The organism is Rhizobium sp. RCC_161_2 (assembly GCF_041355235.1).
Taxonomy (GTDB): domain Bacteria; phylum Pseudomonadota; class Alphaproteobacteria; order Rhizobiales; family Rhizobiaceae; genus Rhizobium.
The window spans coordinates 278,015-299,020 of the sequence record NZ_JBFUPL010000008.1 but is presented as its reverse complement, the minus strand read 5'-3'; the positions used below and the strand labels follow the sequence as shown (position 1 = coordinate 299,020).

Below are 21,006 nucleotides of genomic sequence, written 5' to 3'. Positions count from 1 at the left end.
GTCGATGGCACAACCACCCGCATTAGCGCTTCCCAAAGTGAATCCCAGCGTCCGTGATATCGGCTTTGCCCTCGGTATCATGGTCATACTGTGCGTGCTGTTCCTGCCGATCCCGCCGTTCCTCATCGACATGGGCCTGGCTTTTTCGATCGCGCTCTCGGTACTGATCCTGATGGTGGCGCTTTGGATCAAGAAGCCGCTGGAATTCTCGTCCTTCCCGACCATCCTTCTGATCGCCACCATGATCCGTCTGTCGCTGAACATTGCGACGACGCGCGTCATTCTTTCGCATGGCTATGAAGGTCACGATGCGGCGGGTGGCGTCATTGCGGGCTTTGCCAGCCTGGTGATGTCCGGCGATTTCGTCATCGGTCTGATCGTCTTCCTGATCCTGATCACCATCAACTTCATCGTCATCACCAAGGGCGCGACGCGTATCGCCGAAGTCGGCGCGCGTTTTACCTTGGATGCCATTCCCGGCAAGCAGATGGCGATCGACGCCGATCTGTCGGCCGGCCTGATCGACGAGAAGGAAGCGCAGCGGCGGCGCAAGGAACTGGAGGAGGAAAGCTCCTTCTTCGGCGCCATGGACGGTGCCTCGAAATTCGTGCGCGGCGATGCCGTCGCCGGTCTGCTCATCACCTGCATCAACATCTTCGGCGGCATCATCATCGGCTATTTCCGCCACGGCATGCAGATCGGCCAGGCGGCGGATGTCTTCGTCAAGCTTTCCGTCGGCGACGGTCTGGTGTCGCAGATGCCGGCGCTCATCGTCTCGCTCGCCGCCGGCCTCCTCGTTTCACGCGGCGGCACCGCCGGCTCCACCGATCAGGCTGTCATGGATCAGCTGAGCGGCTATCCGCGCGCGCTTGCCGTATCGGCGGTCCTCATGGGCATCCTGGCCGTCATGCCGGGCATGCCGTTCTTCCCCTTCATCACTCTCTGCGGCCTGTTGGCGTCGGGCGCATGGCTCATTCCGCGACAGGTCGCGGCTGAAAACAAGCTTCTGCGTGACGCGGAAGAAAAGAAGGTGATGCAGACGAAGGAAATGGAAAAGGACTCGGTCAAGTCGGTCCTGAAAACCTCGGAAATCGAACTGGCGCTCGGCAAGATCGTCTCGACGCGCCTGCTCGGCGCCCATCAGGAGCTGGCCTTCCGCGTCGGCAAGATGCGCAAGAAATTCGCGACGCAATACGGCTTCGTCGTCCCGGAAATCAAGGTGACCGACGATATCGCCATTGCCGACAAATCCTACCAGATCCGCATCCACGGCACGACGATCGCCTCCAACACTTTGCGCGTTGGCGAAGTGCTCGTCGTCACCGGCTCGGGCCGCAAGCCGACCGTTCCCGGCGACGAGATCCGCGAGCCCGCCTTCGGCATGCCCGCCGTCTCCGTTCTCGAAGCCTTCACCGAGGATCTGAAGCGCGAGGGATTCCAACCGATCGACAATGTCTCCGTCGTGTTGACCCATATGAGCGAGGTCATCCGCAACAACCTGCCGGCGCTTCTCTCCTACAAGGACGTGAAGATCCTGATCGATCGTCTCGACCCGGAATACAAGAAGCTCGCCGACGAGATCTGCTCGTCGCACATGTCCTATTCCGGCCTGCAGGCGGTGTTGAAGCTTCTGCTCGCCGAGCGCGTCTCGATCCGCAACCTGCACCTCATTCTGGAAGCCGTGGCCGAGCTCGCGCCGCATGTGCGCAAGACCGAGCAGATCGTCGAGCATGTGCGCGTGCGCATGGCGCAGCAGCTTTGCGGGGATCTCGCGGACAATGGCGTGCTGCGCGTGCTGCGCCTCGGCAGCAAGTGGGACCTCATCTTCCATCAGGCGCTGAAGCGAGACCAGAAGGGCGAGATCGTCGAGTTCGACATCGATCCGCGCAGCCTGGAGGAATTCAGCGAGCAGGCAGGCAAAGTTATCCGTGAATACATGGATCGTGGCATGCCCTTCGTCCTTGTCACGTCGCCGGAAACACGCTCCTATGTGCGCATGATCATCGAACGCCTGTTCGCGACCCTTCCGGTCCTGTCGCATGTGGAACTGGCCAAGGGGATCGAGATCAAGATTCTAGGTTCCATTTCATGATATCCGATCCCCAGGGCACCATTCTGGCGTTGTTTCTCGCCTTCTGCCGCATTGGCGGCTGTGTGATGGTACTTCCGGGGTTCTCATCTGGCCGTGTGCCGCCGCAGATCCGGCTGCTGCTGTCGGCAGCCCTGTCGATGGCGATCCTGCCGCTGCTCTGGAACACGATCTATCCTGAAGTATCCAAGAGCAGCGCTACCTATATCAGCCTGATCTTCACCGAGACGGTGATCGGCCTCATGTACGGCATGATGGCGCGGCTCTATACGCTCGGGCTGCAATTCGCCGGCACTGTCATCTCGATGCTGATCGGCTATAACGCGCCGGGAGGCATGGACATCGTCGAGGAATCGAACGAGACGGCGCTCACCAGCATGATCAGCTTCTGCGGGCTGATGATATTGTTCATCCTGGATTTCCATCATTACGTCCTGCAGGCTATGGTCGAGTCCTATTCGGTCATTCCCTTCGGCGGCCATGTCGATGTGCGCGCTTCGCTGATTTCGGTCACGGACACGCTGGCGACCACCACCTTCATCATGCTGCGGCTGGCAAGCCCCTTCTTGCTCTACGGCCTGATGTTCCAGATTTCGATCGGCTTCATCAACAAGCTGGCGCCGCAGATCCCGATCTACTTCATCTCCACGCCCTATTTGTTGATGGGCGGGCTGTTCATGCTCTATCTCAGTATCGCGGCGATGATCAGCCAGTTCTCCGGCGCCTTTCTCAGCGTCTTCAACGGGCATTAGCGAGATGGCGGAGAAGAGCCGTTCCGAAAAGCTGAAGCGTCTCGTCGCCGTGCAGCGTCATCTCGAGCGGATCGCGGAAAACGAGCTTGCCGATACCACCCGTCAGCGCGCCGAGGTCAATGATGCGATGGGGAGGGTGATCGATGCGATCAGCTCGGCCGATCCGGTGCACGCGGTATTTTCGATGCAATATGCCCAGCGTTACGGCCGCCTGACGCTCAGGGACCAGCAGCTCCAGGGTATCCAGGAGCTGATCGAAATGAAGGTGCTGCAGGAGCGCACCAAGGCGGAGCGGCTGGAAGAGCATATGAAGGACGCCCGTGAGCTCGAAACGCGCGAAACGGACGACAATGCTGTCTACGACATTATCGATCAGCGCTTCGCGGACACCACGCCAGCCTCCAGCAAGGTTCAAAAACCATAATCACTCCGATCTTGGAACAGGATGGTGCGTCGTTGGTTCGCCCCTGGCTCCAACTGTTCGATTCGGCATGACCCCATTTGCTGGCTGCTTCACGCATCCGGGGATCATGCGACAGTGAAAGGAAACGTGACGTGGCTATTTCGCCTCCGAGTGATTTGGTGCTGGATGTCGTACAGGCCGCCAGTCCGGCCGACGTTCAGGCCGCCCAGGAAAAGCTCGCGGCCAACAGAGCCGCCTTCGCTGCCACCAGCCTGGCGGAAAACGGCAATGGTTTCGGCTCGACCGTGGATGCGCTCAACAGCGCCGCGACACAGGCGGGCCTCAGCAATGCCAATACCCATAGCGGGGTGACGAAAGTGCCGCAGGTCTATCGCAAGTTCGAGGCCATGGTGTTGCAGAACTTCGTGAAAAACATGCTGCCGAACAGCGAAACGCTCTATGGCAAGGGCTCTGCCGGCGAAATCTGGAAGGGCATGATGGCCGAGCAGGTCGGCAACACGCTTGCGAAGGACGGCGGCGTCGGCATTGCCGAGAAGATGTACAAGGATCAGGTCTCCAAGATGCGCAACACCGGTGCCATCAACGCGGCGACCAACGAGAATGACAAAAAGATGGCGCTGAGCGCCGTCGCCGATTTTCAGCGCAAGACGCTCGCCGCGTCCGAAACCGATAGTAACGGCGATACGACCGTAACCAATCAAGACGCGCTGACATCCAAGAAAGCATGAGTTGGGGGAAGACATGGAAGTAATTTCGAACGACTATCGGATCAAGTCGGTCCTCGGACGCCTGGAAATGATCATCGACAATGAGAATAACCGGATAGGTACGGACCCGGAATTCGATCTCAAGGTATCGAACGCTCACAAAAGCCGCTGCCTCTATGAACTGTCGATGCTATTTCGCGATACCAATCCGGCGGAACTTGCCGTCACTCATATCGAGCAGCTGCACGGTCTCAAGAAGAAGTTGACCTTGAACGCGCGTCGCGTTGAAGCCCATCTCGAAGCCGTGCGCGCTGTCGCCGATATCCTGAAGAATGCGGTGCAGAACGCCGATGCGGACGGCACCTATTCGCAGGAGCAATTTCGCGTCCGTGAGGCCGGATGATCAAGCTCGTCCTCACCGGCCTGTGGGTTTGCGTCGTGACATTGGCTTCGGTCTATTTCTCGGTGCAGACGGCGACGGCGCCCGCGACCAGTCCTGACGACGCCAAGAAGGCGCAGCAGGAATTCGTCAAGGGCGAAGCGATCAACGTGCCCGTCATCAGCAATGGCCAGGTGACCGGTTATTTTCTCACTCGCATCTCCTTCATGATGGACAAGGGCAAGGCGAGTACGCTTCAGCCGCCGCTGGCGGCCCTGACGACCGACGAGCTTTATTCGCTGCTGGTGGGCAACAAGGCGATCGACGTCGCCCATGTCGAGACCTTCAATGTCGCCGCCTTTCGCGACGAGATCAAAAAGAGCATGAACGAACGGCTCGGCGGCGACTATGTCGGCGACGTGCTGGTCGAGCAGCTCGACTATCTCTCGAAGAACGAGATCGGAAGCGGCGACGGTTCCGGCAAGAGAACCGCCAAGCCGGTGAAGATCGTCCAGGGCGTTTCACCATCGGACGCACCGCCGAAGCCGGCGCATTAAGTTTCGCCGGCGCCGATTGCTCCGGCCGCTCCGATCAAGGAACGGCCGCCTTCGCCGACAGCCCGAAACAGCATGAACGGAACCTTACTTTTCCTCTGCAATTGCAATCGATTTCTCTAACGGAAGCTTGGGGCGGCCTTGTTATAAGCTCCCCCTAGCGACGTTTCTGATGTCTTCAAACCGGCAGGTGGGCAAGATCTGCGTCGCAAATTTTGCCGGCGCCGGGCACATCGAGCGTTCGAGGCAGGAGGTCCTGGGTGAATCTGGTCGCAAATTTTGCCGTGCACGCATCGCGTCGAATGATTTTCGACCTGCCGGTCTGCGATCTCGGTTGGGAAGAGACGCTCGCCTTCATCAACGAACTGGCCTCCCATCCCACCGGCCAGACCGTGATCTCCTTCGTCAATGCCCATAATATGCTGATGATGCTGCGCGACGACGACTATCGCGACGTCCTCGCGCAAAACCTCGTTCTGCCCGATGGCGTCGGTCTGGATATCGCCTCCCGGATTGCCCATGGCGATCCCTTTCCGGCCAATCTGAACGGCACCGATTTCGTGCCGGCGCTGTTGACCTTCATGGATCGGCCGAAGCGCATCGGCCTCGTCGGCGGCCGCCGCCATGTCATCGAGAAGGCCGCGGAAAATTTCCGCAAGCATGCGCCCTGGCATGAATTCATCGTTATCGCCGACGGCTTTTTCGGCGAGGCGGGGAACGATCTGGTGACGGCGGAGATCAGCCGCCTAAATATCGACGTGCTGATCGTCGGCATGGGAACGCCGCTGCAGGAAAAATGGGTTGCCGAGCATATCAAGCCACAGCATGCCCGGCTGGTGATGACGGTCGGCGCCCTGTTCGATTTCGTCTCCGGCACCGTGCCGCGGGCGCCTGCCTTGGTGCGCGCTACGCGCTTCGAATGGGCCTATCGTCTGGCACAGGAGCCGGGCCGGCTGTGGCGGCGTTATATGCTCGGCGTGCCGCTCTTCCTCTATCAGGTCGTCCGGCACCAGTTCGGCCGCAAGCAACGCATCCTGCGCGCCGGCGAGCCGGCTGATCCCCTTTCGGGCGGCTGTTAACCTTTTCTTTGCTATGAAAATTTAGAGTGGGTTAACCATCTGCATCGGTCGCTGGCCATGCGTGAGAGATAATCCGCCATGTTCGACAACAAGGCCAGAACCAGACCTCACCCTGACGAGACGGAAGCCTCAAGGCCTTCCGGCGGTGCGGTCTCGCATGCCTATCTCGACCGTGGCGAGGATGGCTATCTGATTGCCGCCAATCTCCAGCCTGCGGATCCCCATACGGCGAGCGATGCGCAGCTGCTGGCGATCATCCAGAAGATGCTGGATGGCGATCCCTATCCGGTCTCGGGGCGGGCCAAATCCGTGGCTGTTGAAGTCGAAGAGCCACAGCCGCTGCCCGACCGCATTCGCGATATCCTGCGAAACCGCCCCGCCGTCAACGAAGCAATCGCGGACGGCGAGCCGGCGCGGGCTGCCTATGATCCTCCCGTCGCCCTCCACATGGATGACGCGGCTGTTCCTCTGTCTTCTCCGATGGCCATTCCAGCAGTCGCGCCTGCGCCGCAGCGCCGCTGGGCATTCGGGCTCGGTTCCGTCGCTTTTGGCGTCGCCGTTTCGCTGGCCGGTGCTTTCGTTCCGACGATACTGGCCTCACCGCCACGCTATGCCTCGCAGGCTGTCCTGCGGGTGGAAGGGCAGGGGCTTCTGGACGTCGTCGCCAAACGCGTCGGCGCTCCGTCCCTGCTCTCCGATCTTGTCGCCAGATTGAAGCTGGACCGTGACCCGGAGTTTACCGGCGGCCATGCAGGAGCCTTCGGCGTTGCTATGGACTTGCTGTCCGGCAATGGCAACGCATCCGACGCGCCGTCGCGCGCGCAGGCCATTCTTCGGAAGGACATCGCCGTCATCGCCGATGCGCGGACCGGTACCTTGCATCTCACGGTCACCACCGGCAATCCAACGAGGTCGGTCGAGATCGCCAATCGTCTGGCCGATGCGACGATCTACGATGCCATGGTTGCGCATGGTACGGGCCTCACCGGCAAAAACAGCGCGCCCGCCGACCGGAGCCTGAAGAATCTCGAACAGGCAAAGGCCGCGCTCGCCAATTTCAAGGCGCAGTACGGCGACGACAAGATCGCGGTGGCGCTGGACCAGCAAGCGCAGCGGCAGCGGCTGGATGGCGAGATCAAAGCCTCCGAAGCCGCAGTGTTGAGCGCAAGATCCCGTGCATCGGCCGCCAGATCCGCGACCCCCGCCACCGTCATGAGCGGCGCGCTGCCGGGCGATCTGTCCTCCGCCGGCCTCGATGATCTGCGCAGCCGCTACAGTGCCGCAAAGATCGTCCTGTCTCAGCTTTCCACGCAGCTCGGCCCACGGCATCCCCGCTTGCTGGCGCAGCAGGCAACGGTCGATAGTCTTGCCGGCGACATCCGCAATCAATTGCAGCGTCTGGTCGCCAGCAGCGATGCGGCCCTGAAGACGGCGCTTGAGGATCAAGCAAAGCTTACAGCGCGGATGGGTGCCCTCGGTCAAAAGACCGTCGACGTCGATATGGCGCGGCTCGCCCAACTGCAGGATGATGTGGCGGCGGCGCAAAGCCGCTATGACGCCGACCTGCAAAACGTCGATACCGCTCCAGCCGAGGTTGCGCCGCCGGTCACCGTCCTCGCCCCGGCCACGGCCGCAAAAGCGCCGCTCGACGACGATCTCGCCGGTCGCCAGATCGCGGGTTTCCTGATCGGTCTCGGTGCAGCGCTTTGCCTGGTTTTCCTCAGGAAATGGATCGGAGGGCAGCTGCCTTCGCAAGATCGCGCGGCCGGGTCGATTGCTGTGCCGGAGTCGTTTTTCGATCCCGAAGCTGAACCGGTCTCAAACCTCCCGCAACCGCGCTTCGACGAGGCCATTCCCGTCGCCGATGATCAGCCGATTGTCACCGACGAACTCACGCAGATCCAGCGGGAATTGGCGCTGCTGCGTGCGAAGGTGGAAACTTATGCCGCACAGCGGCGGACCGGGCGCGGCTGATTTCTCCTTGCAATTACCACTTTCAGATATCATAGGGCGTTCGTAGGCAAATCTGCCGGGCCGACGGCTTGTAGATTGCCGCCGAACTATATCGGGAGAGACGCGTGACGACTGTGATCGACGGCAAGCAGGTGGCGGCTTCGGTGATCGAGGCGGTGAAGACGGCAACGTCAGCGCTGGAGACGGATGCGGGCGTGAAGGCCGGTCTTGCGGTGGTGATCGTCGGCGATGATCCGGCCAGCCACAGCTATGTGACTTCGAAGAGCCGGATGGCCAAGGAGTGCGGCTTCAAGTCCATCCAGCACACGCTGCCGGCCGAGACGACGCAGGAAGAACTGGCAAAGCTCGTCCAGTCGCTGAACGAAGATCCGTCCATCCACGGCATCCTGGTGCAGCTGCCTTTGCCGAAGCATCTGAATTCGGAGCCGATCATCCAGTCGATCCGGCCTGACAAGGATGTCGACGGACTGCATGTGGTCAATGCCGGCAAGCTTGCCACCGGTGATCTCGCAACCGGCCTGATTTCCTGTACCCCGGCCGGCGCCATGCTTTTGGTCCGCCGCATCCACGGCGAGGACCTGTCGGGTCTGAATGCGGTGGTCATCGGCCGCTCCAACCTGTTCGGCAAGCCGATGGCGCAGCTTCTCCTCAACGCCAATGCGACGGTGACGACGGCACACTCCCGCACCAAGGATCTACCAAGTGTTGCCCGCACCGCCGATATTCTGGTGGCGGCTGTCGGCCAGCCGCAGATGGTGAAGGCCGAGTGGATCAAGCCGGGAGCGACGGTGATCGATGTCGGTATCAACCGGATTGCGGCGCCTGAGCGCGGCGAGGGCAAGAGCCGTCTGGTCGGCGATGTCGCCTTTGCCGAGGCCTCCGACGTTGCTGCCGTGATCACGCCGGTTCCGGGCGGTGTCGGGCCGATGACCATCGCCATGCTGATGGCCAATACCGTCATTGCTGCTCATCGGGCTGCTGGAAAACCAGTACCGAAGTTCTGAACTAGCTTATTCGGCCGGCGCCACGCCGGTCGAGGCGCGAACGATGAGTTCGGTCTTCCAAAGCTCCTGTTCGGGGAATGTCTCCGTATGCTTGATCCCGGCGATCAGTCGCTCGGCAATGCGTACGCCGGCGGCGCGCAGCGACGAGCGCGTGGTCGTCAGCGGCACGGTGAAATTCTCCGGTTTCAGAAGCGTCAGCACGTCGTCATGGGCAATCAGCGAGATATCCTCGCCGAGCTTCAGTTTTGCCTGGTTGATGGCGCGCACCGCGCCCAGCGCCAGCACGGTACTGGAGCAAAGAATGGCGGTCGGCCGTTTGTCGAGTTGCAGAATGCGCTCCATGATGAGCAGGCCCTGTTCATCGGTCATTGCCGTATGGCTGACGCAGGCTTCGTCCAGCGCCAGCCCGCGCTCGGCAAGGGCGGCGTCCACGCCGTTTTTCCGCCGGATCGCAAAATCGAGATACATGGGACCGTTCAGCAGCGCGAAACGCCTGTGACCAAGCTGCAGCAGCAGCTTGGTGGCATCGTAGAAGGCGGCTTCGTTGTCGATGTCGAGAAAGGGGTAGTCCGGTTCCGAGCCGATGGACCGTCCATGTACGAGGAAGGGCATGGAGAGCGATTTCAGCATGTCGAGGCGAGGATCGTGGCCGCGCATATAGTTGACGAACAGGGCGTCGACATTGCCGCTGACGGCAAGCCGCTTCAATGCGCCGACCTCGTCGTTCGGATCGGCGGGCGTCACGACGAAATGGAAATCGTGCCGCAACGCCTCTTCGCCAAGCCCTGTCAGGAACTCGCCGAAATGCAGGTCGGTGGGGTTGCCGGGCGCGGTCGGCATGACCAAGCCGATCGAGCCGGCCTTGCCGGTTGCCAGCCGCTGCGCTGCCTTGTTGGGCCGATAGCCTGTTTCCTGAACTGCCTTGAGCACGCGCTCACGGGTCTCGCGGTTGACTTCCGGATACCCATTCAGCGCGCGGCTGACCGTGGTCTGCGACAGGCCGAGCATTTGCGATAGCTGCTTCAGATTCACTTGATTTGGCTCCTCCGTCTCCCCCCGCCGCGATGACGCCCAAATCCCTCCCGCCAGGCGACCGGCTTCCAAAGCGCTTTTAACTATGTAGCAAGACAAGCATTTGAAACAAGGCTAATAGCGAAATATTGCTGCCCATTTCATGCTGCAACGCGAGATATGCTGTGCATTGCGGCCATTTCCGCAAAATCGCTTGACTCCTCGCTGCCCGCAATGGGATGAGTGGGTAGCCAAAGCGCTTTGAGAAAATGAGCGCACAGCACGCGGGATGTGCTCGGCTCGTAAGATTTGTATTTGGGAGGACAACCACATGAAAAAGTTGTTTTTGATGACCGTTGCCGTTGCCGCCCTGGCGGCCGGAACGGCGATGTCGGCCGATCTGAAATTCCAGCCCGGTCAGGATGCGAAGTTCAACTGGAAGAGCTATGACGACTTCAAGTCCGCCCATGCGGATCTGAAAGGCGAGACGCTGACCATCTTCGGTCCGTGGCGTGGCGAGGATGAAGCGCTCTTCACCAGCGTTCTGAATTATTTCACCGAGGCGACCGGCGCGAACGTCAAATATTCGTCCTCGGAAAACTATGAGCAGCAGATCGTCATCGACACCCAGGCCGGCTCGCCGCCGAACGTCGCGATCCTGCCGCAGCCGGGTCTTCTGGCCAACCTCGCCAGCAAGGGTTATCTGGCGCCGCTCGGCGACGATCTGGCCTCCTGGGTCAAGACGAACTACGGCGCCGGCGACAGCTGGGTCGGTTACGGCACCTATAAAGGCAAGGATGGCAAGGATGCCTTCTATGCCTTCCCCTACAAGGCCGACCTGAAGTCGCTCGTCTGGTACGTGCCGGAAAACTTCGAGGAAGCCGGTTACAAGGTCCCCACCACCATGGAAGACCTGTTCAAGCTCTCCGACCAGATCGTCAAGGACGGCGGCACGCCCTGGTGCATCGGTCTCGGTTCGGGCGGCGCCACCGGCTGGCCAGCGACCGACTGGGTCGAAGACCTGATGCTGCGCACCGTATCGCCGCAGGATTATGACGGCTGGGTCGACAACAGCCTGAAGTTCAACGATCCGAAGGTGGTCAACGCCATCGACGAATTCGGCAAGTTCGCCAAGAATGCAAAATATGTGAACGGCGGCGTCGCAGCTGTTGCCTCGACCGACTTCCGCGACAGCCCGAAGGGCCTCTTCGCGGTTCCGCCGAAGTGCTACCTGCACAAGCAGGCCTCCTTCATTCCGTCCTTCTTCCCGGAGGGCACGAAGCTCGGCCAGGACGCCGACTTCTTCTACTTCCCGCCCTATGCAGCGCATCCAGAGCTTGGCAAGCCGGTTCTCGGTGCCGGTACGCTGGCGGCGATCACCAAGGACTCGAAGGCTGCGCGCGCCTTCATCCAGTTCCTGCAGACGCCGATCGCTCAGGAAGTCTGGATGGCGCAGTCCGGCTTCCTGACCCCGTATAAGGGTGTCAACACGGCCACCTACGCCAACGATACGATGAAGAAGGAAGGCGAACTGCTGACGACCGCCACGACCTTCCGCTTCGACGGTTCCGACCTGATGCCGGGCAAGATCGGTGCGGGCGCGTTCTGGACCGGCATGGTGGACTTCGTCGGCGGCAAGTCGGCGCAGGACTCGGCTGACGCGATCCAGAAGGCTTGGGACGGCATCAAATAGTCTGACATTGCGCAAAGGCATCGCCGGTATCTCTCGGCGATGCCGATCTGCCTTGCGACGATCGGTGCCCTGGAGAGCGCCGACGATGCCGGGCGGATGGCTTCGAGCAAGCAAAAAATCGGGAGGGAAAGATGATTTCGCAGATCCTGTCGGCGGTCGGAGCCATGATATTCGGCGTTGCCGTCTGTGCCGCGTATTTTCTGTTTTCCAACAAGTTGCTGGACCTGATTTTCCCGGCAAAAGAGGGTGACGATGTCCACCGGGTCGCGGTCAATCTGCGTCGTCGCGGACTGATCCGTCCCTGGCTTTTCCTCGGGCCGGCACTCCTGCTGCTTGCCGTCTATCTGGTCTATCCGGTGGTCGCGACCTTCATCCTGTCCTTCTACGGTCCTGACGGCAGTAAGTTCGTCGGTGCAGCCAACTATGTCTGGGCCTTCAACGATACGGAATTCCGCCAGTCGATCTTCAACAACATCCTCTGGCTTGCCGTCGTGCCGGCCGCCTGCACCTTCTTCGGCCTGGTGATCGCCGTGATGACCGACCGCATCTGGTGGGGCAATATCGCCAAGGCGGTCATCTTCATGCCGATGGCGATCTCCTTTGTCGGCGCGTCGGTCATCTGGAAATTCATCTACGAGTATCGCGGCGGCACCGACACGCAGATCGGCCTCCTGAACGCGGTCGTGCAGCTTTTCGGCGGCACGCCGGAAGTCTGGATCACCATCCCCTTCTGGAACAATTTCTTCCTGATGGTCATGCTGATCTGGATCCAGACCGGCTTCGCCATGGTCATTCTGTCGGCGGCATTGCGCGGCATTTCCGAGGAAACCATCGAAGCGGCCGTCATCGACGGCGCCAATGGCTGGCAGATCTTCTGGAAGATCATGGTGCCGCAGGTCTGGGGCACGATCGCCACCGTCTGGACCACGATCACCATCCTCGTCCTCAAGGTGTTCGACATCGTGCTGACCATGACCAACGGCCAGTGGAACACGATGGTGCTGGCAAATCTGATGTTCAACTGGATGTTCCGCGGCGGCGGCGATTCCGGCCGCAGCGCCGTCATCGCGCTTGTCATCATGGCCGCCGTCACGCCGATCATGATCTGGAACATCCGTCGTGCGAACGCCGAAACGAAGGGGCGCTGACATGATTGGAAATCTCGGCCGCATCGGCCCCGCCCGCCTCTTCGTTCACTTCTGCGTCCTGGTCATCGTCCTTCTTTGGCTGCTGCCGACGCTCGGCATCTTCGTCACCGCCCTGCGTGACAAGGACCAGATCGTCGTTTCCGGCTGGTGGACGGCTTTCTCTGGCTCATCGCAGACGGCGGCCGTGCGCCTGGCCGGCCCCGACAAGGCGGTGCAGGATGGCCCCAATTATGTCATCGCCGGTACGGTCGCCGGCGAAGGCAACAGCGGTAACGGCAGGATCGAAGCCTTCGGTATGCGCGTACAGGAACCGGCGGCCTACAAGGTCGGCTCGGCCGCCGACCTCGGCAATGGCGAGACGCTCACCATCAATGCCGACGGCAGCTATCGCTACCAGAAGAACGGGGCTTTTGAGGCGGATGCGCGCGCCAAGCGCATCTATCTGACCATCGCCACGCCGCCGCAATTCACTCTAGAGAACTATCGAAACGTTCTGACGGGCGAGGGCGTCGGCCAGTCCTTCATCAATTCGCTGACGGTTACCATTCCGGCGACGGTTATCCCGATCCTGATCGCGGCTTTCGCGGCCTATGCGCTCGCCTGGATGGAGTTTCCCGGCCGCGCGCTGCTGATCGCGCTCGTCGTCGGCCTCATCGTCGTGCCGCTGCAGATGTCGCTGATCCCGTTGCTGCGCATCTACAACGAGATCGGCCAGATGTTCGGGGTGCCGTCGAAAACCTATCCCGGCATCTGGATGGCGCATACCGCCTTCGGCCTGCCACTCGCGATCTATTTGCTGCGCAATTATATCGCCGGCCTGCCGAAAGAGATCATCGAATCCGCCCGCGTCGACGGCGCCAGCGACTTCGACATCTTCGTCAAGATCATCCTGCCGCTGTCCTTCCCGGCGCTCGCCTCCTTCGCGATCTTCCAGTTCCTTTGGGTCTGGAACGACCTTCTGATCGCCATGGTGTTCCTCGGTACCGACAAGGATCACCTGGTTCTCACGGCCGCCTTGAACGCGCTGCTCGGCTCGCGCGGCGGCAATTGGGAGATCCTGACGGCCTCTGCCTTCGTCACCATTCTGATCCCGCTCCTCGTCTTCTTCGGTCTGCAGCGCTACCTCGTGCGCGGTCTGCTCTCCGGGTCGGTGAAGGGAGGCTGATCAAAGACCTCAGCTTAAGTATTCATACAGGACCTATACAGAATGAGCATTGCCTCTCAATCGATTGCGACCGTGGACAAGGACTGGTGGCGGGGAGCCGTGATCTATCAGATCTATCCGCGCTCCTATCAGGACTCCAATGGTGACGGCATCGGCGACCTCAAGGGCATTGCCGCCCGTCTGCCGCATGTCGCAGCCCTCGGCGTCGACGCAATCTGGATTTCGCCGTTCTTCACCTCGCCGATGCGCGATTTCGGCTACGACGTCTCCGATTACGAGGATGTCGATCCGATCTTCGGCACGCTTGCCGATTTCGATGTGATGATGAGCGAGGCCCATCGCCTCGGTATAAAGGTGATGATCGACCTGGTCCTGTCGCACAGCTCCGACCGCCACCCCTGGTTCGTCGAGAGCCGCTCCAGCAAGGACAATCCCAAGGCCGACTGGTATGTCTGGACTGATGCCAAGCCGGACGGTACGCCGCCCAACAACTGGCTGTCGATCTTCGGCGGTTCGGCCTGGGCGTGGGATCCAACCCGCATGCAGTACTATATGCATAACTTCCTGACCTCGCAGCCGGACATGAACCTGCATAATCCTGAAGTGCAGGATCGTCTGCTCAATGTCGTGCGCTTCTGGCTGGATCGCGGCGTCGACGGTTTCCGCCTCGACACCATCAATTTCTATTTCCACGACAGGGAACTGCGCGACAACCCGGCGCTCGAGCCGTCGCGCCGCAACGCGTCGACCGCACCGGCGGTCAATCCGTATAATTTCCAGGAGCATCTCTACGACAAGAACCGTCCGGAGAACCTGGCATTCCTGAAGCGCTTCCGCGCCGTGCTCGATGAATACCCGGCAATCGCCGCTGTCGGCGAAGTCGGCGACAGTCAGCGCGGCCTTGAGATCGTCGGCGAATATACGGCCGGCGATGACAAGATGCATATGTGCTACGCCTTCGAATTCCTGTCGCCGGATGCGCTGTCGCCGGACCGTGTCGAAGAGGTCATGGACGATTTCGGCGCGGCAGCGCCGGACGGCTGGGCATGCTGGGCGTTCTCGAACCATGATGTGGTGCGCCATGTCAGCCGCTGGGGCAACTTGGTCGCCGACCGCGATGCCTTCGCCAAGCAATATGCGGCCCTTCTTCTGACGCTGCGCGGCTCGGTCTGCATCTATCAGGGCGAGGAGCTGGGGCTGACGGAAGCGGATCTCGCCTATCAGGACCTGCAGGATCCCTACGGCATCCAGTTCTGGCCGGAGTTCAAGGGCCGCGACGGCTGCCGTACACCGATGGTTTGGGACAGCCAGATGGCGCAGGGCGGCTTCTCGACGGTGAAGCCCTGGCTGCCGGTGCCGGTGGAACACATTCTGCGCGCCGTCAGCGTGCAGCAGGGCGACGAGAATTCGGTGCTGGAGCAGTACCGCCGTTTCCTGGCCTTCCGAAAGCAGCATCCGGCTTTTGCCAAGGGCGAGATTGCTTTCGTGGAACCGCAGGACGACGTGCTGATCTATACGCGCCGCCATGACGACGAGACCATTCTCTGCGTCTTCAACATGAGCGCCACGGAGGCGGCCGCGACCCTGCCCGAGGGGAACTGGCAGGCCCTGACCGGCCATGGGTTTGCAAGCAACAATTACGGCAACAAGATCGATATTCCGGCCTGGGGCGCTTATTTCGCGCGCCTGGCCTGAGTGCCTGGGAGGAGGGCAGAGATGACGGGACTGGTTCTAAAGGACATCCGTAAGTCATACGGAAGCGTGCACGTCCTGCACGGCATCGATCTGGAGATCCAGCAAGGCGAGTTCATCGTCTTCGTTGGGCCCTCCGGATGCGGCAAATCCACCTTGCTGCGGATGATCGCCGGGCTGGAGAGCATCACCGCCGGCGATATGCTCATTGCGGGGCAGAAGGTCAACGAAGTGCCGCCCTCCAGGCGCGGCATCGCGATGGTCTTCCAGTCCTATGCCCTCTATCCGCACATGACGGTCTACGACAACATGGCCTTCGGCATGCGGATCGCGAAGGAAAACAAGAAGGAGATCGACCGCCGCGTTCGCGCCGCGGCGGCGAGCCTTCAGCTGACGCAATATCTCGAGCGCTTGCCCAAGGCGCTTTCGGGCGGCCAGCGCCAGCGCGTCGCCATTGGCCGCGCCATCTGCCGCAACCCGAAGGTCTTCCTCTTCGACGAGCCGTTGTCCAACCTCGACGCGGCATTGCGTGTTGCGACCCGCATCGAGATCGCCAAGCTCAGCGAATCCATGCCTGAGACGACGATGATCTACGTCACCCACGATCAGGTCGAAGCCATGACGCTTGCCGACCGCATCGTCGTCTTGTCGGCCGGCCGTGTCGAGCAGGTGGGCGCACCGCTTGAGCTTTACGAGCATCCGGCCAACCTCTTCGTCGCAAAGTTCATCGGCTCGCCGGCCATGAACATTATCCCGGCGACGGTGACCGAGGCCGGCGAGAAAACGACGGTGACGCTGACGGGCGGCAAGTCGGTGACCCTCGATATCTCGACGGCTGCTTCCGAGCGCGGCAAGACCGCGAGCTTCGGCGTTCGCCCGGAAGACCTGCGGGTCGCCACCGACGAGAATTACCTCTTCGAGGGCGAGGTTTCGATCGTCGAAGCGCTCGGCGAAGTCACGCAGCTCTATATCGAGGGCCTGGTGGATGGCGAGCCGATCATCGTCAAGATCCCCGGCATTGCGGACGTCAAGCGCGGACAGAAGATGCGCTTTGCGGCCGACAGGCAGAAGCTGCATCTCTTCGACGCCGAAGGCCATACCTATCGTAAGCAATAAGGCACCTTGCCAGGGGTACAGCTGCGCTAGCCCGATCAAATTCATAAAATAAATGCAACTTGGGCTAGCGCTTCCAAACCTTCTGTTAAATACCCGCTGGTAGCGTATGACCCGTAAGCTACTCTAGGGATTTACGGCAATGGCAGCTCGCGGCGCAGCGCATTCAGGCCAGCATTTTCTCAACAAGGAAGAGTCCTTCATGTACGACCGCGAGGCGCGGTACAGGATGCAGGACACGATGAACGCGGCACGGATCGAATATACCGAAAGAGGCGTTCTCAACCTGGCCTCACGCCGCTGCGACATCATTCGTATCTCGCAGACCAGCGCGGTGCTGGCGATCCTCACGCAGTTCAATCTGCCGAAGCAATTTTATCTCGACATCCCCGATGCCCGCCTCAGCAAGATTGGCTGCGTGCTGATGAAGATCTTTTCCAACAATACGGTGGAGGTCCGCTTCCTGCGGCTGCTGTCGGAGAAGGAAATGAACAAAATCTTCGTCTACAGCACCCATCCGGCGCATCGCGACCGCGTGCTCGATATTCGCGCCTGAGCAAAGTCAGCCGGAAGTGTTCGATCGGCTAGATCGCCGTCCCGAATTTTCTGAGCGCGTCCTCAAGATAACCCATCAGCGGGTGCTGGCCATCCTCCTGAAGCCATTTGTTGACGGCAAGGCGAAGGGGGCTCACCGATATCATGGAAATCAGCCGCAGTTCGTCACGATCCATGGCTGGAAACAGCTCGCATAGGCTCTCGTAGACGGCCTGTTCAAGTCCCAGATAGTTGCCACGCGTGCGGACACGCAACGCATCGCTTTGTCGCAGTAGCCGGGCAACGGCGAGGAGCTGGGATGTCTGGACACGTTCAATGAGCTTGCGCAGCGCCTGATGTACGATCTCGAGCGGTCGCCCAGCCGATGCACTCTCCAGGACCGACGTTTTGAGGGCTTCTATATAGCCGCGCTGATGCGCCAGAAGAATCTCGTTCTTGCTTTTGAAATAATAAAAGAAGGTTCGCCGGGAAATGCCGGCTGCGGCCGCGATCTCGTCGAGGGTCGTCTCCTGATAGCCTTTTGCAAGAAAGGATTTCATTCCGACATCCGCGATGCGTTGAAACGTCAAGCGGCGTTTTCGCTCGCGCAGGCCTTCCGGTTTTGAGGGGGCGTCATGCATTGAAATATTTTGTCATAAGTTGTCGCGACACACAAACCTGTCGGGACTTGCTCCCGGCTTTTTGCCACTTTCATTGCAGGTGAAATAATTCGTCCGTCTCGCTCGATGGTTGCCGCAAAGTTGCCAACATTAATTTTTACACCCAGTGTAATAATTAATGTTAACTTGAGATGCCCGAAGCAGGCAGAGGAGAACCGGTACGCCATGCCAGTCAGCCCGATTTCCAATTGCGATACGACAGCAGTGCATGGTCCGATCCCCTCCAGGGCACGTCGAGCGGGTCCGCTCGCCGTCTGGCCGACGGTCGCGTCTCTCAGTTTGCTGGTTGCCGGTTGTGCGTCGGCACCCCTGGACCGCGCGGGTTCCCTGCGATCCTATGATGGCCTGAAACAATCGGACGGGATGGTAACCCGCTCGCTTCTCAAGGTGAACAAGGATGAGGTCCTTGCGGCGAAGACGGTAAAGATCATTCCGACCGCCTTTTCCATGCGGGCTGAAAGCGCTGCTTTCACGCCCGCGCAGCGAAACCTCGTCACCAATGCTGTTGATAGAACGCTTTGCTCGGGATTGAGCGAGCGTTTCGTCGTCGTCGGCCTGTCGCAGCCGGCGGATTTGACCGTTCGTGCCGTGGTCACGCAGGTCAAGCCGACCAACACGACGGCGGTCGGCGCGTCGAAAGTGGCGTCGGTGGCCAAAAGCGTGCTGCTGCCGGGCGTACCTGTTCCTGTTCCCCGTATCCCGATCGGAATGGGCAGCCTGTCACTCGAGGCCGAGGCGATCGACGGTCAAGGCGCGCAGAAGGCGGTGATGATCTGGGGGCGCGGTGCGAACGCGTTTTTCGATTCGGGAACCGTCGCCAAGGAGGGGGATGCCTATAGCCTCGCCGCGAAGTTCGGCAGTGATTTCAGCAAGATGCTCGTCAAGGGCAGGACGCCGTTTGGAACGATGCCTTTTCCATCCGGGGCGAAGCTGGCGGGCCTCGTCGGGCGCGCGCCGAAATACGAGGCGTGCAAGGTGTTCGGAAAGTCGCCGGGCGTTGCCGGCTTCATCGGCGAGCGGATAGGGCTTCCGCCAAAATGGACGGACAAAACTGCGCCGAACGCCTCGTAAGCATTTTACCCGCTTTCAGGCGATAGCGCCTGAAAGCGGGTAGGTTTTAGTGATGGAACAGGACGCTGGCGCCCTGATCGGCCGGGCCGGCGGCACGGCGGAAGGGGGCGAAGAGTTCTCGGCCCATGCCGAACTCGTTCTCGGAGAGGTCGGCGACAACAGGCGTGCGTTCGGCCATGGTCGCGGCGTCGACCAGCACTTCCAGCGTGCCGGCAATCGCGTCGATACGGATGATGTCACCCTCCTGGATGCGGGCGATCGGGCCGCCATCGATGGCCTCCGGCGTGACGTGGATCGCGGCCGGAACCTTGCCCGACGCGCCGGACATGCGCCCGTCGGTCAGAAGCGCCACGCGGAAGCCGCGGTCCTGCAGCACGCCGAGGGCAGGGGTCAGCTTGTGCAGCTCCGGCATGCCGTTGGCCTTCGGCCCCTGGAAGCGGACGACGGCGACGAAATCGCGGTTCAGCTTGCCGTCCTTGAAAGCCTGCTGCATCTCCAGCTGGTCGTGGAAGATGACGGCGGGCGCTTCGATGATATGACGCTCCGGCTTGACGGCGGAGATCTTGATCACCGCCTTGCCGATATTGCCGCGCAGCATCTTCAGCCCGCCATTGCCCTGGAACGGCGCGTCGATGGTCGACAAGACCTTCGGATCGCCGCTCTTTTCCGGCGCCGGTTCGCGGACCACGCCGCCATCGGCGCCGATCTTTACCTCGATCGAATAGGCGGAAAGCCCCTGGCCGGCGACGGTACGGACGTCGTCGTGCAGCATTCCCTTCTTCAGGAGCTCCTTGATCAGGAAGCCCATGCCGCCGGCGGCATGGAAATGGTTTACGTCGGCAAGACCGTTTGGATAGACGCGGGCGAGCAGCGGAATGATGTCCGACAGCTCTGAAATATCCTGCCAGGTGAGGGCGATGCCGGCCGCGCGCGCCATGGCGACCAGATGCATCGTGTGGTTGGTCGAGCCACCGGTTGCATGCAGGCCGACGACGCCGTTGACGATCGAGCGCTCGTCGATCATCTCGCCGGCGGGCGTGAATTCATTGCCCATGGCGGTGATGGCGAGTGCACGCTTGGTGGCCTCGCGGGTCAGCGCTTCGCGCAGCGGCGTACCGGGATTGACGAAGGAAGCGCCGGGCATATGGAAGCCCATGATCTCCATCAGCATCTGGTTGGAATTGGCCGTGCCGTAGAAGGTGCAGGTGCCGGGGCCGTGATAGGACTTCGATTCCGCTTCCAGCAGCTCGGCGCGGCCGACCTTGCCTTCGGCAAAGAGCTGGCGCACACGCGACTTCTCGTCGTTCGGCAGGCCCGTGGTCATCGGTCCCGCCGGAATGAAGACGGCCGGCAAATGGCCGAAGGAGAGGGCGGCAATCACGAGGCCCGGCACGATCTTGTCGCAGACGCCGAGGAAGACAGCCGCGTCGAACATGTTGTGCGACAGGCCGACGCCGGCCGACATGGCGATCAGGTCGCGAGAGAACAGCGACAGCTCCATGCCCGGCTGACCCTGGGTAACGCCGTCGCACATGGCGGGCACGCCGCCTGCAACCTGGGCGATGCCACCGGCTTGCGCCGCCGCTTCGCGGATAATCGCGGGATAGGTCTCGAAGGGCTGATGCGCCGAGAGCATGTCGTTATAGGAGGTGATGATTCCGAGATTGGGCACGCGGTCGCCCGCCAGTGCCTCCTTCTCGGAGGGGGAACAGACTGCGAAGCCGTGAGCGAGGTTGGCGCAGCCGAGAATGGAGCGTTGAGCGCCCTTGGTTGCGGCGTTGCGCAGGCGCTCCAGATAGAGCTCGCGCGTTGGTTTCGAACGTTCGACGATACGTGCGGTAATCGCGGATATGCGGGCGTCAGCGGCCATGGTCGATCTGCCTCCGGCTGTTCTTGCGCTTGGTCCCGAAAGATCACCTTCGATCTTGTCTAGGGAA

19 protein-coding genes are annotated in these 21,006 nt (G+C 61.0%); 16 read left to right on the top strand and 3 right to left on the bottom strand.

Going from position 1 to position 21,006, the window contains the following annotated elements:
• The first annotated feature begins 4 nt into the window (after window positions 1–4).
• The 9 genes from flhA to folD all read left to right on the top strand — a co-directional run bounded on the left by flhA (window position 5) and on the right by folD (window position 8,962).
• Window positions 5–2,092 carry a flagellar biosynthesis protein FlhA gene (gene flhA, locus AB6803_RS21565; protein ID WP_371110794.1) on the top strand — a complete coding sequence of 696 codons (2,088 nt, stop codon included), beginning with the start codon at window positions 5–7 and terminating at the stop codon, window positions 2,090–2,092.
• Window positions 2,089–2,841 (top strand): flagellar biosynthetic protein FliR, encoded by a 753-nt coding sequence (gene fliR / locus AB6803_RS21560; protein ID WP_371110793.1) that lies wholly within the window; start codon window positions 2,089–2,091, stop codon window positions 2,839–2,841. Before flhA ends, fliR begins: the two co-directional genes overlap by 4 nt.
• Before the next feature lie 4 nt (window positions 2,842–2,845).
• Window positions 2,846–3,265, top strand: a complete 420-nt coding sequence (locus AB6803_RS21555) for a hypothetical protein (protein ID WP_371110792.1) — start codon at window positions 2,846–2,848, stop codon at window positions 3,263–3,265.
• Window positions 3,266–3,396: 131 nt separating this feature from the next.
• A complete protein-coding gene (locus tag AB6803_RS21550) occupies window positions 3,397–3,993 on the top strand; it encodes a rod-binding protein (RefSeq protein WP_371110791.1) in 597 nt (198 codons plus the stop codon).
• 13 nt (window positions 3,994–4,006) lie between these two features.
• The gene (locus tag AB6803_RS21545) at window positions 4,007–4,375 is read left to right on the top strand and encodes a hypothetical protein (RefSeq protein WP_371110790.1); all 369 of its coding nucleotides are present in this window, start codon (window positions 4,007–4,009) and stop codon (window positions 4,373–4,375) included.
• Window positions 4,372–4,908: a hypothetical protein gene (locus AB6803_RS21540; protein ID WP_371110789.1), complete on the top strand. Its 537-nt coding sequence runs from the start codon at window positions 4,372–4,374 to the stop codon at window positions 4,906–4,908. The genes AB6803_RS21545 and AB6803_RS21540 overlap by 4 nt, the downstream gene beginning before the upstream one ends.
• Window positions 4,909–5,165: 257 nt before the next feature.
• Complete coding sequence (locus tag AB6803_RS21535) at window positions 5,166–5,984, top strand: WecB/TagA/CpsF family glycosyltransferase (protein ID WP_371110788.1); 819 nt, start codon at window positions 5,166–5,168, stop codon at window positions 5,982–5,984.
• A gap of 78 nt (window positions 5,985–6,062) precedes the next feature.
• The gene (locus AB6803_RS21530; RefSeq protein WP_371110787.1) at window positions 6,063–7,958 is read left to right on the top strand and encodes a succinoglycan biosynthesis protein exop; all 1,896 of its coding nucleotides are present in this window, start codon (window positions 6,063–6,065) and stop codon (window positions 7,956–7,958) included.
• 104 nt (window positions 7,959–8,062) lie between these two features.
• Window positions 8,063–8,962, top strand: coding sequence for a bifunctional methylenetetrahydrofolate dehydrogenase/methenyltetrahydrofolate cyclohydrolase FolD (gene folD / locus AB6803_RS21525; RefSeq protein ID WP_371110786.1), 900 nt, complete (start codon window positions 8,063–8,065; stop codon window positions 8,960–8,962).
• Between the two features lie 6 nt (window positions 8,963–8,968).
• Here the strand turns inward: folD and AB6803_RS21520 are convergent, their stop codons facing one another.
• On the bottom strand, window positions 8,969–9,994 hold the full coding sequence (locus tag AB6803_RS21520; RefSeq protein WP_371110785.1) for a LacI family DNA-binding transcriptional regulator: 1,026 nt from the start codon (window positions 9,992–9,994) through the stop codon (window positions 8,969–8,971).
• 310 nt (window positions 9,995–10,304) lie between these two features.
• Between AB6803_RS21520 and AB6803_RS21515 the strand changes: the two genes are divergently transcribed.
• From AB6803_RS21515 to AB6803_RS21490, 6 genes are all read left to right on the top strand, one after another.
• Complete coding sequence (locus AB6803_RS21515) at window positions 10,305–11,666, top strand: ABC transporter substrate-binding protein (protein WP_203469685.1); 1,362 nt, start codon at window positions 10,305–10,307, stop codon at window positions 11,664–11,666.
• A gap of 131 nt (window positions 11,667–11,797) precedes the next feature.
• Window positions 11,798–12,814, top strand: coding sequence for a carbohydrate ABC transporter permease (locus AB6803_RS21510; protein WP_007700127.1), 1,017 nt, complete (start codon window positions 11,798–11,800; stop codon window positions 12,812–12,814).
• Between the two features lies 1 nt (window position 12,815).
• Complete coding sequence (locus AB6803_RS21505; RefSeq protein ID WP_371110784.1) at window positions 12,816–13,979, top strand: carbohydrate ABC transporter permease; 1,164 nt, start codon at window positions 12,816–12,818, stop codon at window positions 13,977–13,979.
• 42 nt (window positions 13,980–14,021) lie between these two features.
• Window positions 14,022–15,674, top strand: a complete 1,653-nt coding sequence (locus AB6803_RS21500) for an alpha-glucosidase family protein (protein WP_371110783.1) — start codon at window positions 14,022–14,024, stop codon at window positions 15,672–15,674.
• Window positions 15,675–15,695: 21 nt separating this feature from the next.
• Window positions 15,696–16,787 (top strand): ABC transporter ATP-binding protein, encoded by a 1,092-nt coding sequence (locus tag AB6803_RS21495; RefSeq protein ID WP_065707128.1) that lies wholly within the window; start codon window positions 15,696–15,698, stop codon window positions 16,785–16,787.
• Window positions 16,788–16,986: 199 nt separating this feature from the next.
• On the top strand, window positions 16,987–17,340 hold the full coding sequence (locus AB6803_RS21490) for a hypothetical protein (protein ID WP_371110854.1): 354 nt from the start codon (window positions 16,987–16,989) through the stop codon (window positions 17,338–17,340).
• A gap of 28 nt (window positions 17,341–17,368) precedes the next feature.
• Here the strand turns inward: AB6803_RS21490 and AB6803_RS21485 are convergent, their stop codons facing one another.
• Window positions 17,369–17,959, bottom strand: coding sequence for a TetR/AcrR family transcriptional regulator (locus tag AB6803_RS21485; protein ID WP_371110782.1), 591 nt, complete (start codon window positions 17,957–17,959; stop codon window positions 17,369–17,371).
• Between the two features lie 204 nt (window positions 17,960–18,163).
• On the opposite strand from AB6803_RS21485, the gene AB6803_RS21480 reads away from it, so the two are divergent.
• Window positions 18,164–19,069: a DUF3313 domain-containing protein gene (locus AB6803_RS21480; protein ID WP_371110781.1), complete on the top strand. Its 906-nt coding sequence runs from the start codon at window positions 18,164–18,166 to the stop codon at window positions 19,067–19,069.
• A 46-nt stretch (window positions 19,070–19,115) separates the two neighbouring features.
• Here AB6803_RS21480 and edd read toward each other — a convergent pair whose 3' ends face one another.
• Window positions 19,116–20,939: a phosphogluconate dehydratase gene (edd, locus tag AB6803_RS21475; RefSeq protein WP_371110780.1), complete on the bottom strand. Its 1,824-nt coding sequence runs from the start codon at window positions 20,937–20,939 to the stop codon at window positions 19,116–19,118.
• Between the last annotated feature and the right edge of the window lie 67 nt (window positions 20,940–21,006).

Coding starts and splice junctions, on each gene's coding strand:
- AB6803_RS21530 (WP_371110787.1), top strand. CDS start 6,063: ATGTTCGACAACAAGGCCAGAACCAGACCTCACCCTGACGAGACGGAA.
- AB6803_RS21505 (WP_371110784.1), top strand. CDS start 12,816: ATGATTGGAAATCTCGGCCGCATCGGCCCCGCCCGCCTCTTCGTTCAC.
- AB6803_RS21510 (WP_007700127.1), top strand. CDS start 11,798: ATGATTTCGCAGATCCTGTCGGCGGTCGGAGCCATGATATTCGGCGTT.
- AB6803_RS21515 (WP_203469685.1), top strand. CDS start 10,305: ATGAAAAAGTTGTTTTTGATGACCGTTGCCGTTGCCGCCCTGGCGGCC.
- AB6803_RS21555 (WP_371110792.1), top strand. CDS start 2,846: ATGGCGGAGAAGAGCCGTTCCGAAAAGCTGAAGCGTCTCGTCGCCGTG.
- AB6803_RS21500 (WP_371110783.1), top strand. CDS start 14,022: ATGAGCATTGCCTCTCAATCGATTGCGACCGTGGACAAGGACTGGTGG.
- AB6803_RS21495 (WP_065707128.1), top strand. CDS start 15,696: ATGACGGGACTGGTTCTAAAGGACATCCGTAAGTCATACGGAAGCGTG.
- AB6803_RS21485 (WP_371110782.1), bottom strand. CDS start 17,959: ATGCATGACGCCCCCTCAAAACCGGAAGGCCTGCGCGAGCGAAAACGC.
- AB6803_RS21540 (WP_371110789.1), top strand. CDS start 4,372: ATGATCAAGCTCGTCCTCACCGGCCTGTGGGTTTGCGTCGTGACATTG.
- AB6803_RS21480 (WP_371110781.1), top strand. CDS start 18,164: ATGCCAGTCAGCCCGATTTCCAATTGCGATACGACAGCAGTGCATGGT.
- AB6803_RS21545 (WP_371110790.1), top strand. CDS start 4,007: ATGGAAGTAATTTCGAACGACTATCGGATCAAGTCGGTCCTCGGACGC.
- AB6803_RS21490 (WP_371110854.1), top strand. CDS start 16,987: ATGTACGACCGCGAGGCGCGGTACAGGATGCAGGACACGATGAACGCG.
- flhA (WP_371110794.1), top strand. CDS start 5: ATGGCACAACCACCCGCATTAGCGCTTCCCAAAGTGAATCCCAGCGTC.
- edd (WP_371110780.1), bottom strand. CDS start 20,939: ATGGCCGCTGACGCCCGCATATCCGCGATTACCGCACGTATCGTCGAA.
- fliR (WP_371110793.1), top strand. CDS start 2,089: ATGATATCCGATCCCCAGGGCACCATTCTGGCGTTGTTTCTCGCCTTC.